The 16,824-nt window shown below is 71.0% G+C and carries 15 protein-coding genes; 9 read left to right on the top strand and 6 right to left on the bottom strand.

The window, feature by feature from the left end; all coding sequences use genetic code 11:
- The first annotated feature begins 8 nt into the window (after positions 1–8).
- Genes DEW08_RS05900 through gloA form a run of 3 tightly spaced genes read left to right on the top strand, consistent with a single transcriptional unit; the run spans position 9 to position 2,494 of the window.
- Entirely contained in the window at positions 9–899 is an 891-nt protein-coding gene (locus DEW08_RS05900; RefSeq protein ID WP_109325177.1) for an LpxI family protein, read from the top strand.
- Positions 896–2,080 (top strand): lipid-A-disaccharide synthase, encoded by a 1,185-nt coding sequence (lpxB, locus tag DEW08_RS05895; protein WP_109325176.1) that lies wholly within the window; start codon positions 896–898, stop codon positions 2,078–2,080. Before DEW08_RS05900 ends, lpxB begins: the two co-directional genes overlap by 4 nt.
- Positions 2,081–2,098: 18 nt before the next feature.
- On the top strand, positions 2,099–2,494 hold the full coding sequence (gene gloA / locus DEW08_RS05890; protein ID WP_109325175.1) for a lactoylglutathione lyase: 396 nt from the start codon (positions 2,099–2,101) through the stop codon (positions 2,492–2,494).
- A gap of 6 nt (positions 2,495–2,500) precedes the next feature.
- On the opposite strand, the gene DEW08_RS33410 is transcribed toward gloA, so the two are convergent.
- Positions 2,501–3,127 carry a helix-turn-helix domain-containing protein gene (locus tag DEW08_RS33410; RefSeq protein ID WP_342760721.1) on the bottom strand — a complete coding sequence of 209 codons (627 nt, stop codon included), beginning with the start codon at positions 3,125–3,127 and terminating at the stop codon, positions 2,501–2,503.
- On the bottom strand, positions 3,103–3,492 hold the full coding sequence (locus tag DEW08_RS33405) for a hypothetical protein (protein WP_342760720.1): 390 nt from the start codon (positions 3,490–3,492) through the stop codon (positions 3,103–3,105). Before DEW08_RS33405 ends, DEW08_RS33410 begins: the two co-directional genes overlap by 25 nt.
- Positions 3,493–3,612: 120 nt before the next feature.
- Between DEW08_RS33405 and DEW08_RS05880 the strand changes: the two genes are divergently transcribed.
- Positions 3,613–4,038 carry a rhodanese-like domain-containing protein gene (locus DEW08_RS05880; RefSeq protein WP_109325174.1) on the top strand — a complete coding sequence of 142 codons (426 nt, stop codon included), beginning with the start codon at positions 3,613–3,615 and terminating at the stop codon, positions 4,036–4,038.
- A gap of 192 nt (positions 4,039–4,230) precedes the next feature.
- On the opposite strand, the gene gltA is transcribed toward DEW08_RS05880, so the two are convergent.
- Entirely contained in the window at positions 4,231–5,553 is a 1,323-nt protein-coding gene (gltA, locus tag DEW08_RS05875; protein ID WP_109325173.1) for a citrate synthase, read from the bottom strand.
- A gap of 100 nt (positions 5,554–5,653) precedes the next feature.
- Positions 5,654–7,060: a glutamate--tRNA ligase gene (gltX, locus tag DEW08_RS05870; protein ID WP_109325300.1), complete on the bottom strand. Its 1,407-nt coding sequence runs from the start codon at positions 7,058–7,060 to the stop codon at positions 5,654–5,656.
- A gap of 99 nt (positions 7,061–7,159) precedes the next feature.
- Here gltX and DEW08_RS05865 point away from each other — a divergent pair, with 99 nt between their 5' ends.
- Positions 7,160–9,337, top strand: a complete 2,178-nt coding sequence (locus tag DEW08_RS05865; RefSeq protein ID WP_245986015.1) for a ComEC/Rec2 family competence protein — start codon at positions 7,160–7,162, stop codon at positions 9,335–9,337.
- 60 nt (positions 9,338–9,397) lie between these two features.
- Here the strand turns inward: DEW08_RS05865 and DEW08_RS05860 are convergent, their stop codons facing one another.
- Together DEW08_RS05860 and DEW08_RS05855 are read right to left on the bottom strand one after the other, a co-directional pair.
- Positions 9,398–10,771 (bottom strand): sigma-54-dependent transcriptional regulator, encoded by a 1,374-nt coding sequence (locus DEW08_RS05860; protein WP_109325171.1) that lies wholly within the window; start codon positions 10,769–10,771, stop codon positions 9,398–9,400.
- Positions 10,764–12,602 (bottom strand): ATP-binding protein, encoded by a 1,839-nt coding sequence (locus DEW08_RS05855; RefSeq protein WP_109325170.1) that lies wholly within the window; start codon positions 12,600–12,602, stop codon positions 10,764–10,766. Before DEW08_RS05855 ends, DEW08_RS05860 begins: the two co-directional genes overlap by 8 nt.
- 178 nt (positions 12,603–12,780) lie before the next feature.
- Between DEW08_RS05855 and DEW08_RS05850 the strand changes: the two genes are divergently transcribed.
- From DEW08_RS05850 to DEW08_RS05835, 4 genes are all read left to right on the top strand, one after another.
- On the top strand, positions 12,781–13,407 hold the full coding sequence (locus DEW08_RS05850; protein ID WP_109325169.1) for a class I SAM-dependent methyltransferase: 627 nt from the start codon (positions 12,781–12,783) through the stop codon (positions 13,405–13,407).
- 71 nt (positions 13,408–13,478) lie between these two features.
- Positions 13,479–14,297, top strand: coding sequence for a uroporphyrinogen-III synthase (locus tag DEW08_RS05845; RefSeq protein WP_109325168.1), 819 nt, complete (start codon positions 13,479–13,481; stop codon positions 14,295–14,297).
- Positions 14,298–14,393: 96 nt separating this feature from the next.
- Positions 14,394–16,250, top strand: coding sequence for a gamma-glutamyltransferase (ggt, locus tag DEW08_RS05840; RefSeq protein ID WP_245986013.1), 1,857 nt, complete (start codon positions 14,394–14,396; stop codon positions 16,248–16,250).
- Positions 16,251–16,428: 178 nt separating this feature from the next.
- A complete protein-coding gene (locus DEW08_RS05835) occupies positions 16,429–16,809 on the top strand; it encodes a hypothetical protein (protein ID WP_109325166.1) in 381 nt (126 codons plus the stop codon).
- The last annotated feature ends 15 nt before the right edge of the window (positions 16,810–16,824 follow it).

Raw genomic sequence — 16,824 nt, 5'->3', positions numbered from 1 at the left:
GCCCGGCCATGGCCGACCCATTGCCCAGGCTCGCCATCCTCGCGGGTGGCGGGACCCTGCCGGCCCGCATCGCCGCGGCGGTGCGCGGGCAGGGGCGCGAGGTCTTCGTGGTCGCCTTCGAAGGCCATACCGATCCGGCGACGGTCGAGGGCGTCCCGCATCTGTGGAGCCGCTTCGGCGCCGCCGGCACCATCATCCAGCGCCTGCATGACGAGAGGGTCGGCGAGGTCGTCTTCGCCGGCCCGGTGCGCCGCCCCTCCTTCACCGAACTGCTGCCGGATTGGCGCACCACCCGCTTCCTCGCCCGCGTCGGCACCCGCGCGCTGGGCGACGACGGGCTGCTGCGCGCCGTCGTGCGGGAACTGGAGGAGGAGGGCTTCCGCGTCGTCGGCCTGCACGAGCTGCTCGGCGACCTGCTGACCCGGCCGGGGCCGGTCGGCCGCCTGCTGCCCGATGCGGAGGCGCAGCGCGACATCGAGCGCGCCGCCCAGGTGGCGCGGACGCTCGGCGCGATGGACGTCGGGCAGGGAGCCGTGGTGCAGCAGGGCATCGTGCTGGCGGTGGAGGCGGTGGAAGGCACCGACGCCATGCTGGACCGCTGTGCCGCGCTGCGGCGGCCGGGGCCGGGCGGGGTTCTGGTGAAGGTGCGCAAGCCGCAGCAGGACCGCCGGATCGACCTGCCGACCATGGGCGTGACGACGGTGGAGAACGCCGCCCGCGCCGGGCTGCGCGGCATCGCGGTGGAGGCCGGCGGCAGCCTGCTGGTCGACCGGGCCGCGGTGGCCGAGGCGGCCGACCGGCTCGGCCTGTTCGTGGTCGGCATCGCGGTCGGGGGCGAGGCCGGAAGCGAGGCGGGGCGCGGTTTTCCCGGCGGACAAGCGGCGGAGCGGCCGGCATGAGCGGCCCGACCCTGTTCCTGATCGCCGGCGAGCCGTCCGGCGACGCACTCGGCGCCCGGCTGATGGCGGCCGCCAAGCGGCTGACCGGCGGGTCCGTCCGCTTCGTCGGCATCGGCGGCGAGAAGATGGCGGCGGAGGGGCTGCAGAGCCTCTTCCCCATGGGCGAGCTGACCCTGTTCGGCATCTTCGAGCTGCTGCCCCACTTGCCGAACCTGATCCGCCGCATCGACCAGACGGTCGCCGAAATCCTGAGGATCCGGCCCGACGCGGTGGTCGGCATCGATTCGCCGGGCTTCACCCTGCGGGTGGCGAAGAAGGTGAAGGCGGCCCGTGCCGGCATTCCGCTGATCCATTACGTCGCCCCGACCGTCTGGGCCTGGAAGCCCAGGCGGGCGGCGAAATACGCAGCCATCTACGACCATCTGCTGGCGATCCTGCCCTTCGAGCCGCCCTATTTCGAGCGGGAGGGGCTGCCCTGCAGCTTCGTCGGCCATTCGGTGGTGGAAAGCGGCGCCGGCGCCGGCGATGCGGCCCGCTTCCGCGCGCAGCACGGGCTGACCGAGGGGGACCGGCTGGTCGCCGTGCTGCCCGGCAGCCGGCGCGGCGAGGTGACGCGGCTCCTGCCGGTCTTCCGGGAAACGCTGGAGCGGCTGACCTCCACCCACCAGTCGCTGGTCGTCGTCGTGCCGACGGTCGCCACGGTGCGCGACCGGGTGGCGGTCGAGCTTGCCGGCTGGCCGCTGCGCACCATCCTTGTCGAGGGCGACCCGGCCAAGTACGACGCCTTCGCCGCGGCGGAGGTGGCGCTGGCGGCCTCCGGCACCGTGGCGCTGGAGCTGGCGCTGGCGCGGCTTCCCGCGGTGGTCGCCTATCGGCTGAACCCGGTGACGGTGGCGCTCTATCGCCGGCTGATCCGGGTGAAGTACGTCAACCTCGTGAACCTGATGCTCGATCGGATGCTGGTGCCGGAACTGCTGCAGGAGGACTGCCGGCCCGATAGACTGGCGGTCGAGCTGGGACGGCTGCTCGACGATCCCGCTGCCCGTCAGGCGCAGATCGACGGGGTGGCCGAGGTTGCCGGCTGGCTCGGCCAGGGCGGCACCCCGCCAAGCGAACGCGCCGCCCGTGTCATCCTGGACGTCATCGAACGGCACCGGGATGGGACAGCGGGCGGCCCATAACCGAAGGGAACAGAGACCATGAGCGAATACCGGCTTCTGCACACGATGCTGCGTGTGCTGGACCTCGACAAGTCCATCGACTTCTACACCCGGCTGCTGGGCATGAAGCTGCTGCGCCGCAACGACTATGAGGGCGGCCGCTTCACGCTCGCCTTCGTCGGCTATGGCGACGAGTCGGACACCGCGGTGCTGGAACTGACCCACAACTGGGACCAGAAGGAGCCCTACGAGATCGGCACCGCCTACGGCCACATCGCCATCGGCGTGCCGGACATCTATGGCACCTGCGAGGCCCTGGCCAAGGAGGGCGTGAAGATCCCGCGGGCGCCCGGCCCGATGAAGCACGGCTCCACCGTCATCGCCTTCATCGAGGATCCGGACGGCTACAAGGTCGAGCTGATCGAGCGGAAGTGATCGCCTCTACCCGGCCCGGCGGAACCGCGCCCGGTAGCTCGCCGGGCTGAGGCCGAGCCGCTGGCGGAAGTGGTGGCGCAACGTCGCGGCGGAGCCGAATCCGACACGCGTCGCCACCTCCTCCACCGAGACCTGGCCGAGTTCCAGCAACTCCCTGGCGCGGGCCAGCCGCTCCGCCAGCAGCCAGTCGCCCGGCGTCGTGCCGGTCAGCGCCTGGAAGCGGCGCAGGAAGGTACGCACGCTCATCCCCGACCGCTCGGCCAGCGTGGCCAGCGTGTGGTCCTGGTCCAGCGTGCCGCGCAGATGGTCGAGCAGGGGGCCGAGCCGCGCCCCTTCGCGTGCCGGCGGGACCGGCCGCTCGATGAACTGGGCCTGTCCTCCCTCGCGGTGCGGCTGCACCACCAGCCGCCGCGCCACCGAGTTGGCGGCCTCCGCCCCATAGTCGCGGCGGATCAGGTGCAGGCAGAGGTCGATGCCGGCGGCGCTGCCGGCCGAGGTCAGGATGGTGCCCTCGTCGACGTACAGCACGTCGGGCTCCACCCGGATCGCCGGGTAGGCACGCCGCAGCGTGTCGGTATAGCGCCAGTGGGTGGTGGCCCTGCGGCCGTTCAGCAGGCCGGTGGCGGCCAGCACGAAGACCCCCGAACAGATCGACAGCAGCCGGGCCCCCGCGCGTGGGCGCGGCACAGGGCGTCGGTCAACGCCTCGGGCACCGGCTCGGCAGCGCCCCGCCAGCCGGGCACGACGATGGTCTGCGCCTCCTCCAGCAGATCGAGCCCGCCGTCGGCCAGGAGCTGCACGCCGCCGGTCATCCGCAGCGGGCCGGGATCGAGCGCGCAGACGGCGAAGCGGTACCAGTCCGGCCCCAGCTCGGGCCGCGGCAGGCCGAACACCTCGACCGCCACCCCGAACTCGAAGGTGCAGAGCCCGTCATAGGCGAGGGCGACGACCAGAGGGCGGGGGAGAGGGCGGGGCGGAGCGGTGGCCGGTGTCTTCACGGGCGGCTCTGGCAGCGTGTTTGGCATGGGCTTTACGGTAAATGGCAATCGCGCCACTTTCCAGTGCCCTGCCGATCGGACAGGCTTCGGTCAGTCATTCCAAGCCCTGGAGAAGATGCGATGACCAGCCTCGTTTCGGAAATCCCCGCCGCCCCGTCCGTCCTTGCGGCGGAACATTTCGCCCGGCGTCTGTCGCTGGAAACCGATTGCTGGGATGTTCACGAGGCGATGCGGAGCGGCGCTGTCGATTTCGTCCTGCTCGACGTGCGCGGGCCGGCGCTTTACACGCGCTCGCATGTGCCGGGGGCGATCAACCTGCCGCACGGCAAGATGACGGCCCACCGCATGGCGGAGTGGCCGGAGGACACGCTGTTCGTGGTCTACTGCGCCGGGCCGCACTGCAATGGTGCCGACCGCGGAGCGCTGCGGCTCGCCAGGCTGGGGCGGCCGGTGAAGCTGATGATCGGCGGCATGACCGGCTGGGCCGACGAGGGCCTCCCCTTCGTCGAGGGGGCTGAGCCGGGCAGTCTCGCGGATGCCGTCTAGATGAAGACGATGCCGACGATCAGCGCCAGGATCACCAGATAGACGAGCAGGCGGCGCAGCCGCCAGCCGAGAGGGGCCTTGTTGTCGTTGGCCGGCGGGCGATTTCGCACCCGCCGGACCGGAACGACGTACGCAGCCGGACCCTGGGCGGCCCCATTGGAGCCGCCCATTCCGATATGGGCTGTCGGCCGGTTAGCCACGCTCGGCCAGCGGCACGAAGGGCCGCCGGGTCTGACCGGTGTAGAGCTGGCGGGGACGGCCGATCTTCTGGGCCGGATCCTCGATCATCTCCTTCCACTGGCTGATCCAGCCGACGGTGCGGGCCAGCGCGAACAGCACGGTGAACATGCTGGTCGGGAAGCCCATCGCCTTCAGGATGATGCCCGAGTAGAAGTCGACGTTCGGATAGAGCTTCTTCTCGATGAAGTACTCGTCCGACAGGGCGATCTTCTCCAGCTCCATGGCGATGTCGAGCAGCGGCTCGTCCTTGATGCCCAGCTCGTTCAGGACCTCGTGGCAGGTCTTGCGCATCACCTGGGCGCGCGGGTCGTAGTTCTTGTAGACCCGGTGGCCGAAGCCCATCAGGCGGAAGTTGTCGTTCTTGTCCTTGGCGCGGCGGACGAACTCCGGGATCCGCTCGACCGAGCCGATCTCCTCCAGCATCTTCAGCACGGCCTCGTTGGCGCCGCCATGGGCCGGGCCCCACAGCGAGGCGATGCCGGCGGCGATGCAGGCGAACGGGTTCGCACCCGACGAACCGGCCAGACGGACGGTGGAGGTCGAGGCGTTCTGCTCGTGGTCGGCGTGCAGGATGAAGATCTTGTCCATCGCCTTGGACAGGATCGGGTTGACCTTGTACGGCTCGCAGGGCGTGCCGAAGGTCATGTAGAGGAAGTTCTCCGCGTAGGACAGGTCGTTGCGCGGATACATGAAGGGCTGGCCCATCGAATACTTGTAGGCCATGGCCGCGATGGTCGGCATCTTGGCGACCAGGCGGTGCGCGGCGATCTTGCGCTGCACCGGGTCGTCGATGTCGGTCGAGTCGTGATAGAAGGCCGAGAGGGCGCCGGTCACGCCGCACAGGATGGCCATCGGGTGCGCGTCACGACGGAAGCCGCTGTAGAACTTGGTCAGCTGCTCGTGCACCATCGAGTGACGACGCAGGATGTTCTCGAACTCCTCCTTCTCCGCCTTGTTGGGCAGATGGTTGTTGAGGAGGAGGAAGCAGACCTCCGGGAAGGTCGCGTTCTCGGCCAGCTCGTCGATCGCGAAGCCGCGGTGCAGCAGCACGCCTTCGTCGCCGTCGATGTAGGTGATCTTCGATTCGCAGCTGCCGGTGGAGGTGAAGCCCGGGTCGTAGGTGAAATACCCGGTCTCCGCGTACAGCTTGCGGATGTCGATCACGCTGGGGCCCACGCTGCCGTGCAGCACGGGCATCGTGACCTGCTTGCCCGTCTTGTTGTCGATGAGGGTGACAGTGTCGTTAGAGGCCTTGCCGTCCTCAGTCTGGGTCATCTCGGCACGTCCTTATCGTTGAGGTTTGGGGCTTGCCGCCCTTTTTGATCGGCGCAGCATAGGCCTATGACCGGCCGATGGCAACGCACGGAAATGACGTTTATGCTGCACCTGCGGCATCACTCATGCGTGCCAGAACTTCGTCCCGTCCCAACAATTCCGCGACCTCGAAGATCGGCGGCGAAACGGTCGAGCCGGTGAGCGCCGCACGCAGCGGCTGAGCCAGCTTGCCGAGTTTCTCGCCGCTTTGTTCGGCATGGCCGCGCACCCGGGCCTCCAGCGTCGCCGCCGTGAAGTCCGCCTCGGCGGCGAACAGCTCCGCCAGCTGCTTCAACACGGTCCGGCCCTTTTCGTCCAGGAGGGCCGCCGCTTTTTCGTCGAGCGGCAGCGGACGGGCTGCGACATAGAAGCGCGCGCTCTGCGCCAGGTCGACCAGGGTGCGGGCGCGCTGCTTCAGCCCGTTCATCGCCCGCTTCAAAAGGTCGCGTTCGGCATCGCCGAGGCTGCGGCCGAGCTCCGCTTCCAGACGCGGCACGATCAGCCCGACCAGCCGGGCGTCGTCGGCCGCGCGCATGTAGTGGGCGTTGAGGTTGTCGAGCTTGGCGAAGTCGAAGCGCGAGGGCGAACGGCCGATCCCCTCCAGGTCGAACCAGCCGATCGCCTGTTCGGTCGAGATGATCTCGTCGTCGCCGTGCGCCCAGCCGAGCCGCAGCAGATAGTTGCGGATGGCCTCCGGCAGGTAGCCCATATCGCGGTAGGCGTCGACGCCGAGCGCGCCGTGCCGCTTCGACAGCTTGGCGCCGTCCGGCCCGTGGATCAGCGGAATGTGGGCGAATTCCGGCAGGTCCCAGCCCATGGCGTTGAAGATCTGGATCTGGCGGAAGGTGTTGGTCAGGTGATCGTCGCCGCGTACGACGTGGGTCACGCCCATGTCGTGGTCGTCCACCACCACCGCCAGCAGATAGGTCGGGGTGCCGTCGGCGCGCAGCAGGATCAGGTCGTCGAGCTGGGCGTTCTGCACCGTGACCTCGCCCTGGACGCGGTCCTGCAGCACGGTCTGGCCGGTCTGCGGCGCCTTCAGGCGGATCACCGGCTTGACGCCGGCCGGCGCCTCCGACGGGTCGCGGTCGCGCCAGCGGCCGTCATAGCGCACCGGCTGGCCGGCGGCCTTCTGGGCGGCGCGCATCTCCTCCAGTTCCTCGGGGCTGGCGTAGCAGTAATAGGCCTTGCCGGCGGCCAGCATCTGCTGCGCCACCTCGGCATGGCGGTCCTTGCGCTCGAACTGGCTGATCGCCTCGCCGTCCCAGTCGAGGCCGAGCCAGGTCAGGCCGTCGAGGATCGCGTCGACCGCCGCCTGGGTCGAGCGTTGCCGGTCGGTGTCTTCGATGCGCAGCAGGAACTTGCCGCCCATCCGCTTGGCATACAGCCAGTTGAACAGCGCGGTGCGGGCGCCGCCGATATGGAGAAATCCGGTGGGCGACGGGGCGAAACGGGTGACGACGGTCATCGGTTGCTCAATTCCGAGTTCTCTGCTGCTACAGTGCGGCGAGGTGTACCACGTCCATCGCGCCCAAGGGATGGCCATGCGCGCAGATTCGGCAGTCCGGTGACGGAAGGCCTCGCCAGCGATCCGGAGGATAGCCCGCCCGCCGGTGCGGCGCACGCGAAGGATTCGCCCTTCGGCCCTGTTCTTTGCGCATTGGCCGCCGGCTGGTCCCGGCTGGGCCGGGAACTGGAGGCGGACCGCGACCGCTGGATCCTGTGGCTGCCGGTCGGGCTCGGCGGCGGGGTCGCCCTCTATTTCGCCCTGCCGGCGGAGCCGCCGGGCTGGGCCTCCATGGCGACGGTCGGCGTGCCCGCGCTGCTGATGATCCTGCTGCGGAGCCGGCCGGCGGCGCTGGCCGGGCTGATGCTGCTCGTCGCCGTGGCCGGCGGCTTCGCGCTCGCGGCGCTGCGCACGGTCCTGGTGGAGCGGCCGATGCTGACCCGCGACCTCGGCTTCGTGACGGTGACCGGCCGGGTGATGGCGGTGGAGCGGCAGCCGGACGCGGTGCGGGTGACGCTGGCCGATCCGGTGGTGGACCGTCTGAAACCGGCGGAGACGCCGGGGGCGGTGCGCATCCGCATCACCGGCCGCCATCCGCCGCCGCAGCCCGGCACGGTGATCCGCCTGCGCACCAGCCTGTCGCCGCCGGCACCGCCGGCCGAGCCCGGCGCCTTCGACTTCCAGCGCCGCGCCTTCTTCATGGGGCTGGGCGGCGTCGGCTTCTCGACCAGCCGGCCGGAACTGGTGGAGGCGCCGCCGCCCGGCGGCTGGCGGGCGGTCTCCATCGCCTTCGAGACGGCCCGCGCCTACATCGCGCGGCGGGTGGCGGAGACGATCCCCGATCCGGCGGAGGCCGGCGTCACCGCCGCACTGCTGAACGGCGAGGAGGCCGCGATCCCCGAGCCGACCATGGAGGCCTTCCGCAACAGCGGCCTCGCCCATCTCCTGTCGATCTCCGGCCTGCATGTCGGCATCGCCGCCGGCATCCTCTACCACCTCGTGCGGGCGCTGCTGGCGCTGGTGCCCTTCGTGGCGCTGCGCTGGCCGATCAAGAAGATCGCGGCGCTGTCCGGTATCCTTTCGGCGCTGGCCTATACGATGCTGGTGGGGGCACCGCTGCCGACCCTGCGGTCGGTGCTGATGACCGGCCTCGTCATGGTGGCGATCATCGCCGACCGCGACCCGCTCAGCATGCGGCTCGTCGCCTTCGCGGCGGTCGTCACCATCGCCACCGACCCGGAAGGCATGCTGGGACCGAGCTTCCAGATGTCCTTCGCCGCCGTCGTGGCGCTGATCGCCGTCTACGAGCGGGTCGGGGCGCCCCTGGCGGAGCTGCGCCAGGGGCTGGGGTGGATCGGGCAGGCGCTCTTCTATGTCGGCGGCATCATGCTGACCAGCGTGATCGCCACGGCGGCGACGACCCCCTTCTCGCTCTTCCATTTCCAGCAGATCGCCTTCTACGGCGTGCTGTCCAACATGATCGCCATCCCGCTGACCTCCTTCTGGGTGATGCCCTGGAGCCTCGTCAGCTACGCCCTGCTGCCGTTCGGCGTGGAGGGGCCGGCGCTGGTGGCGATGAACTGGGGCGTGCGGGGGATCATCGCCACGGCCGAATTCTTCGGCTCGCTGCCGGGGGCGGCGCTGCTGGTCCCCGCCATGCCGGCCGCCGGCTTCGCCGCGGTGGTGTCGGGCGGCATCTGGCTGTGCGCCTGGACGCGGCGCTGGCGCTGGTGGGGGCTGGTCGCCATCGTCGCCGGCCTCGCCAGCCCGGCCCTGGTCGCGCGGCCCGATCTGCTGGTGTCGGTCGACGGCCGGCTGATGGCGGCGCGCGGGCCGGATGGCCGGTTGAGCCTGTCGCGCGACAGCGAGGGGCGGGTCGCCGACACGTGGCTGCGCCGCGACGGGGCACGCGAACCGGACGAGCCCTGGCCGGAGGTCGGCACGGCGGCCGGCGGGCGGCTGCGCTGCGATGCGCTGGGCTGCCTCTACCGGCTGAACGGCCGGACGGTGGCCCTGCTGCGCGCGCCGGACGCGCTGCCGGAGGACTGTGCCGCCGCCGATCTGGTGATCGTCGCCCAGCCCGCCCGCGGCTGCCGCGCCCCGCTGGTGGTCGACCGCTGGCGGCTGCGGCGGGAAGGCGCCCAGGCGATCTTTCTGGACCCCGGCGGCATCCGGCTGGACAGCGTCCGCGGCCTGCGCGGCGACCGTCCCTGGACCGGTCTGCCGGTGCCGCCATAGGCGGCGGAAGTCGGTGCCGCCACAGGCGGCGGGGGCCGGCGCCGCCACAGGCGGCGGGGCTCATCCCCGCGGCAGGAAACGCTGCCGGTCGAGGCCGTGGCGGGCCATCTTCTCGTTCAGGGTGCGGCGGGGGATGTCGAGCAGCTCCATCACCGCCCTGATGTCGCCGCGGCAACGCTCCAGCGCCTGTTCGATGGCGCGCTTCTCGAAGGCGTCGACCTGGTCGGCCAGCGCCCGCGGGGCCGGGGCCGCGGCGTCGCCCCCCACCGGCCGGCGGCGCAGGAGCTGGGCGACGCCGCTGCGGCCGACGGAGAAGGCGTGCCGCTCGGCGACGTTGCGCAGCTCGCGCACGTTGCCGGGCCAGTCGTGGGCGAGCAGCGCCTCGACGTCCTCCGGCTCCAGCGGGCGCTGCTCCCGGCCGTGGCGCCCGGCGGCCTCGCCGGCGAAGGCGTCGAACAGCAGGGGGATGTCCTCCGGCCGGGCGCGCAGCGGCGGGATGTGAAGCTCCGCCACGTTCAGCCGGTAATAGAGGTCGGCGCGGAACCTCCCCTGGTCGCTCGCCTCCAGCAGGTCGACCTTGGTCGCCGCCACGACGCGCAGGTCGACGGGAACCGCCTTGTTGGAGCCCAGCCGCTCGATCACCCGCTCCTGCAGCGCGCGCAGCAGCCGCACCTGGGTGCTGTGCGGCATGCTCTCCACCTCGTCGAGGAAGAGGGTGCCGCCGTCGGAATGCTCCAGCTTGCCGGCGCGGCGCTGGGTGGCGCCGGTGAAGGCGCCGGCCTCATGGCCGAACAGCTCGCTCTCCGCCATGCTCTCGGGGATGGCGCCGCAGTTGACCGGGACGAAGGGGCGGCCGGCCCGCGGCCCGAACTCGTGCAGGCAGCGGGCGACCAGCTCCTTGCCGGTGCCGGTCTCGCCATGGACCAGCACGCTGACGGCGGTGCCGGCCAGCTCCAGGATGTCGCGCCGCAGTTCCTCCATGACGCGCGAGGTGCCGAGCAGCCGCGCCTCGATCCCGGAGGCCCCGGCGCGGCGGCGGAGCTGCCGGTTCTCCAGCACCAGCCGGCGCTTTTCCGCGGCGCGGCGGATGACGGCGGTCAGATGGTCGGGGGCGAAGGGCTTCTCGATGAAGTCGTAGGCGCCGCGGCGCATCGCCTCCACCGCCATCGCCACGTCGCCGTGTCCGGTGATCAGGATCACCGGCAGGTCGGCGTCAGACTCCAGCGCGCGGGCCAGCACCGTCAGCCCGTCGGCCCGCGGCATCTTCACGTCGGTGACCAGCACGCCGGGGAAGTCCGGCGACAGCCGGTCGAGCGCCGGCTCCGGCGTCTCGAACGCCTCGGCGCGGAAGCCGGCGAGCTGCAGCCACTGCGCCAGGGACAGGCGCATCGCCGGCTCGTCGTCGATCAGCAGGACGGGACAGGGCTCAGCCATGGGAGGCCTCCGGCAGAAGGACGACGAAGGTGGCGCCGCCGTCGGGATTGTTCTCCGCCCGCAGGCTGCCGTCGAAGTCGCGCACGATACCGTAGGACAGCGACAGGCCGAGGCCCAGCCCCTCGCCCACCTCCTTGGTGGTGAAGAAGGGGTCGAACAGGCGGTACTGGTCCGCCTCGGCGATGCCGGTGCCGGTGTCGGCGACGCGGATTTCCCACATGCCAGTTTGGGCCCCGCCCTGGCGGGAGGCCGACAGGCTCAGGCGCCGAACCTCCGCCCCGGCCATGGCGTCGGCGGCGTTGCGCAGCAGGTTGACGAAGACCTGCTCCAGCCGGACCGCGTCGCCGCGCACCACCGCCTCGTCCGGGACCGCGCGCACCAGCTCGATCCCCTGCTCGCGCAGCCGCGGCCCGAGCAGCAGGAGCGCCCGGTCGAGCACGCGGCCGACCGGCACCGCCTCGACGCGCGCCGGCCCCTTGCGGGCGAACTCCTTCAGGTGGCCGGAGATCACCGCCATCCGCTCCGCCAGATCGCCGATCATCGCGAGATTGTCCTGCACCATGGCGGTCTCCCCGCGCTCCGCCAGGATGCGGGTGGAGGCGGCGAAGGTGCGGATGGCGGCGAGCGGCTGGTTGATCTCGTGCGCCAGCGCCGCCGACATCTGGCCGAGGGCCGCGAGCTTGCCGGCCTGCACCAGCTCCTCCTGCGCCTCGCGCAGGAAGCGGTTGGCCTCGACCAGTTCGCGGGTGCGCTCCTCCACCCGCTGCTCCAGGGCCTCGCGCGCCTCGCGCTGCAGGCGGAGCGTCTGGTTGCGCTGGTGGGCCAGCAGCAGCCCGGCGGCCAGCAGCAGGACCAGCGCCGACGCCAGCATGGCGGCGTCCGCCGCCTGTGCGCGCACCGGCTCCAGGTCCGACAGGAAGCGGATGGTCCAGCCGAACTCCGGCAGCTCCATCGCCTGCATGACGAAGGCCTGCGGCTCGCCGCGCGGGCCGGGCAGGCTGACCAGCCGCACCGTCCGGCCCTCCGGCCCCGGCATCTCCCCCCGGTCGGTCAGGCCCAGCGGCTCGATGGCCGTGCGGTCGTACTGGCGCGTCTCCTCCAGCCGGGCGCGGACGTCGGGCGGGATCGGTTCCAGCGTGCGGTACTTCCACTCCGCATGGCTCGCCAGGAAGACGATGCCGTTCCCATCGGACACCAGCACCCGCTCGCCGCCGGCCGCCCAGTCGCGCTGCAGCGGCTCCAGGTCGATCTTCACCACCGCGACACCGGCCAGGTCGCCGCCGGGCCTGTCCGGTCCCGAGGTGGCGCGGGCGGCATGGGACAGGAAATAGCCGGGGGTGCCCGTGGTGACGCCGATGCCGAAATAGCGCCCGCTGCCGTCCCGCACCGCCTGCTGGAAGTAGGGGCGGAAAGCGTAGTGGTAGCCGACGAAGCTGACCGCCGGATCGCGCCAGTTGCTCGACGCCAGCGCCAGCCCCTCGCGGTCGGTGACGTACAGGGCGGCCGATCCCGCCGCGGCGTTCGCCTCTTCGAGCTGGCGGTTGACGGCGTCGCGCCTCGCCTCGTCCGGCCCGGCCAGAAGGGCCAGCACGTCCTTGTCGCGGGCCAGCAGGAAGGGCAGGTAGTCGTAGCGCCCGACCGCGTTGCGGATGGAGCTGGCATAGAGGCCGAGCCGCTGGTCGCCGTTGACGATCAGCCCGCCGCGCGCCTGCGCCTCGGCCAGCCGGTAGGTGCCCCAGGCGGTGGCGGCCACCACGAGCGTCAGGGCGACGGCGACGAGGCCGGTTCGGCGGAGGTTGCGGGCATCCAGTCCGGGCAGGGGGCGGGTCATGGCCCCTCTATGGGATGGCGGGCCGCCGTCTGTCCAGAGTGCCGCGCCCGAGCTTGCGACCTTCGCTGCACTTTCATGACGCGACGATGACGGTTATGGTCGCGTCGCCGGCCCGAACCTTGCCGTTTCGTACCGGCAGCCCCGAACCTGGTCCGTTCCATCCCTGGGAGCCCCCGTCATGGACGCCGAATCCATCCGCGCCGCCTACCGCCGCTATGCCCGCATCTATGACCGCGTCTTCGGCGTGCTGCTGGGGGCGGGGCGCAACGCCACGGTCGCCTGGCTGAACCGGCGCGGCGGCCTGCGCATCCTGGAGGTCGGGGTGGGCACCGGCCTGTCCCTCTCCGACTATCGCCGGGACAACCGGGTGGTCGGCATCGACCTGTCCACCGACATGCTGCGCGTCGCCAAGGAGCGGGTGGAGCGCGAGGGGCTGACCCATGTCGACGGGCTGCTGGAGATGGACGCCGGCAGGCTGGCCTTCGCCGACGGCAGCTTCGACGTGGTGGTGGCGATGTACGTGATGACCGTGGTGCCCGATCCGGCCGGCACGATGGCCGAGCTGGAGCGGGTGTGCAAGCCGGGCGGCGACATCGTCATCGTCAACCATTTCGCCGCTCCCCGCCCGGGCATCCGCCGCATGGTCGAGGAGTGGCTGGCGCCCTTGTCGAAGAAGCTGGGCTGGCGGCCGGACTTCACGCTGGACACGCTGCTCGACGGCTCCCGCCTCAAGGTCGAGTCGATCGAGACGGTGCCGCCCTTCGGCCTGTTCAGCCTGCTGCACTGCCGCCGCGCCGCTGCCTGACGGTCCTGCCGCTACCGCCGTCCGGCCATCGCTGTTAGGCTGTTGCGGTGCAACGGAAGGGGGCGGGCGACATGGGCGGTGATCTGGCGGGGCGGCGCATCCTGGTTCCGGAAAGCCGGGACCTCGACCTCTTCGCAGGCATGCTGGAGCAGCACGGGGCTGAGACGGTCCGCTGCCCGCTGGTCCGGATCCTCGATCTCGACGACCCCGCCCCGGCGGTCGACTGGCTGAAGCGGCTGGTCGCCGGGGAATTCCATGACCTGATCCTGCTGACCGGCGAGGGGCTGCGCCGCCTGAGGACGGTGGCGCGCGCCGCCGGGCTGGAGGCGGAGACGGTGGCGGCGCTCGGCCGGCTGCGCATCGTCGTGCGCGGCCCGAAGCCGGTGAAGGCCCTGCGCGAGATCGGCCTGTCTCCCTACAGGACCGCCCCGGCCCCGACCAGCGAGGGCGTGGTCGCGGCGCTGGCCGACGAGGATCTGTCGGGCCGCACCGTCGGCGTCCAGCTCTACCCCGGCAACCCCAACGACCTGCTGCTGGAGGCGGTGCGGGCGCGCGGCGGCGTGCCGGTCGCCGTCACCCCCTACCGCTACGCCAACGATTCGGAGACCGGGGCGGTGGAGAGCGCCATCCGCGACATGGCGGCGGGCCGTATCGACTTCGTCGCCTTCACCGCCTCGCCCCAGGTGCGCCGCCTGCAGGAGGTGGCCGAATCCCGCGGCCTCGCCGACGCCTTCCGCGAGGGCCTCGCCCGCACCCGCATCGCCGCGGTGGGGCCTGTGGTGGCGGAGGCCGTGGAGGCGGCCGGCGGCACCGTCGCCGTGGCACCGGAGTCCTCCTTCCACATGAAGCCGCTGGTCAACGCCATCCGCGACCTGCTGGCGAAGGGGTGAGCTCCGCCGATCCGCCTATGCTCTTTGTCGAGGCGCGCTGATTGTTGATTAGGCAAACTGGGTGCTTCCGGTTGGCCCGCGCTGTGGCATGGTTGGATGGCCGCAGATCCTGCGGTCTACGTGCCCGACCACTCTCTCGTCAGCCAGCTCTCTTCAGCCAATCTCTCGGTGGAGACCATAAGAATGAACCGCTTCGCCGCCCGCTGCCGGCTGTCCTCGGCCGTCCTCGCGCTGTGTGCCGGCCTGTCGCTGCCCGTCGCCTCGATGGCGCAGACGGTGACCGCGGCCCCGCCGGCCCAGCCGCTGGTCCGTTACGATATCGGCGATTCGATCTTCACGCCCGTCTGGGCCGGCCGCGGCATGGTCTCGTCCGAGCACAGGCTGGCGACCCAGGTCGGCGTCGACATCCTGAAGAAGGGTGGCAACGCCGTGGACGCCGCGGTGGCGGTCGGCTTCGCGCTTGCGGTGGTGCTGCCCAACGCCGGCAACATCGGCGGCGGCGGCTTCATGGTCGTCCATGACGCGGCGAGCGGCAAGGACGTCGCCATCGACTTCCGCGAGATGGCCCCGGCCAAGGCCGGCCGCGACATGTACCTGGACGGGCAGGGCAAGGTCGTCGCCGAGCGGTCGCTCTACACCCACCTCGCCGTCGGTATCCCGGGCACGGTCGCCGGCCTCGCCCATGCCCAGGCCAAGTACGGCAAGCTGACGCTGGCCGATGTCATCGCCCCGGCGATCCGGCTGGCCGAGGAGGGGTTCGAGGTCAGCCCGCAGCTCGCCGGCCTGCTGGAGGTGGAGAAGGACCATCTGGCCAAGTGGGACGCCACCCGCGCCATCTTCTTCAAGGGCGACCAGCCGCTGCGCGCCGGCGACATGCTGGTGAACAAGGACCTCGCCGAGTCGCTGAAGCAGATCGCCGCCAACGGGCCGAAGGCCTTCTACGAGGGCACCATCGCCACCCGCATCGCGGAGGAGATGGGCCGGCATGGCGGCCTGATCACCACCGACGACCTGAAGGCCTACAAGGTGGTGGAACGCGAACCGGTGGCCGGCAGCTACCGCGGCTACACCGTCAAGTCGATGCCGCCGCCCAGCTCCGGCGGGACGCACATCATCCAGATGCTGAACGTGCTGGAGCGCTTCCCGCTGAAGGACATGGGCTCCGACAGCGCCCGGACCATCCATGTCATGGCGGAGACGATGAAGCTCGCCTACGCCGACCGGTCGGAATATCTGGGCGACCCGGACTTCACCAAGGTGCCGGTCAAGGGTCTGACATCGCGCGGCTATGCCGAGGAGCTGGCGAAGAAGATCGACCCGGAGAAGGCGACGCCGGCCTCCGGCATCAAGCCGGGCAAGCCGCAGCCCTACGAGAGCGACCAGACCACCCATTTCTCGGTCGCCGACGACCAGGGCAACGTCGTCGCCACCACCTACACGCTGAACCTGAATTTCGGCAGCGGCATCGTCGCCGCCGGCACCGGCATCCTGCTGAACAACGAGATGGACGACTTCTCCGCCAAGCCGGGGGTGCCCAATGCCTTCGGTCTGGTGGGCGGCGACGCCAACGCCATCCAGCCCTACAAGCGGCCGCTCAGCTCGATGTCGCCGACCATCGTGCTGAAGGACGGCAAGCCCTGGCTGATCACCGGCAGCCCCGGCGGCAGCCGCATCATCACCACCACGATGGAAACCATCATCGACCACATCGACTTCGGCATGAACCCGGCGGAATCCGCCGCCTCGCCCCGCGTCCACCACCAGTGGACCCCGGACGAGCTGCGGGTGGAGAAGGGGCTCAGCCCCGACACCGTCACGCTGCTGCAGCAGATGGGGCACAAGGTGGTGGTGAAGCCCACCATGGGCCGCACCCAGACCATCCAGGTCCTGCCGACCGGCCTTTACGGCTACTCCGACCCGCGCAACCCCGATGGGGCGACCGCCGGCTACTGATGCCGGCCGTTTCCACGACCATAGCGGACATGACTGCGTGGCCGGATCGCCCGGAGGGGGCAAAGCTCCCTCCGAAGGGTCCTGCCTTTCGGTTCTTTCGCCGGATGGGATGACGGAAGTGTTGGCTCCAACCCGTCAGGTCAGATAGCCTGACGGGATGAGAAACGGAGCATTCGCCGTGGACAAGGCATTGGTCGAACAGCATCACGAATGGACGTACCAGCGGGAGGGAAGGCAGCCCGCGACCATCCGCGTCGCCGATTTCGAGCGCGAGGGCAAACGCATCGTCGCCTTCCTCGAGCAGCAGGGCCACGGGCCGCAGCGCCCGGTCATCGACTGGCCCGGCGTGGCCGAGGCCTATGCCAGGCAGAACGGGTTCGCGCTGACCGACGCCTACTGGTACGAGGCGCAGCCGCGCCGCTTCGCGAACGGCCGTCCCCACGTGTCGGAGTACCAGCCCGGCCGTCAGGAGTGGCGGTTCGAGACGAGCATTCCGCTCGCCCGCTCGATCATCGAGCAGCTCGGCCTCGATCCGGACAACCTGCCGCTCGACATCTAGGCGATATCTAGGCGA

Origin of the sequence: Azospirillum thermophilum (genome assembly GCF_003130795.1) — a bacterium.
GTDB classification, from domain to species: Bacteria; Pseudomonadota; Alphaproteobacteria; order Azospirillales; family Azospirillaceae; genus Azospirillum; species Azospirillum thermophilum.
The sequence above is the reverse complement of the archived record's forward strand: the minus strand, read 5'-3'. Positions and strand labels throughout refer to the sequence as shown.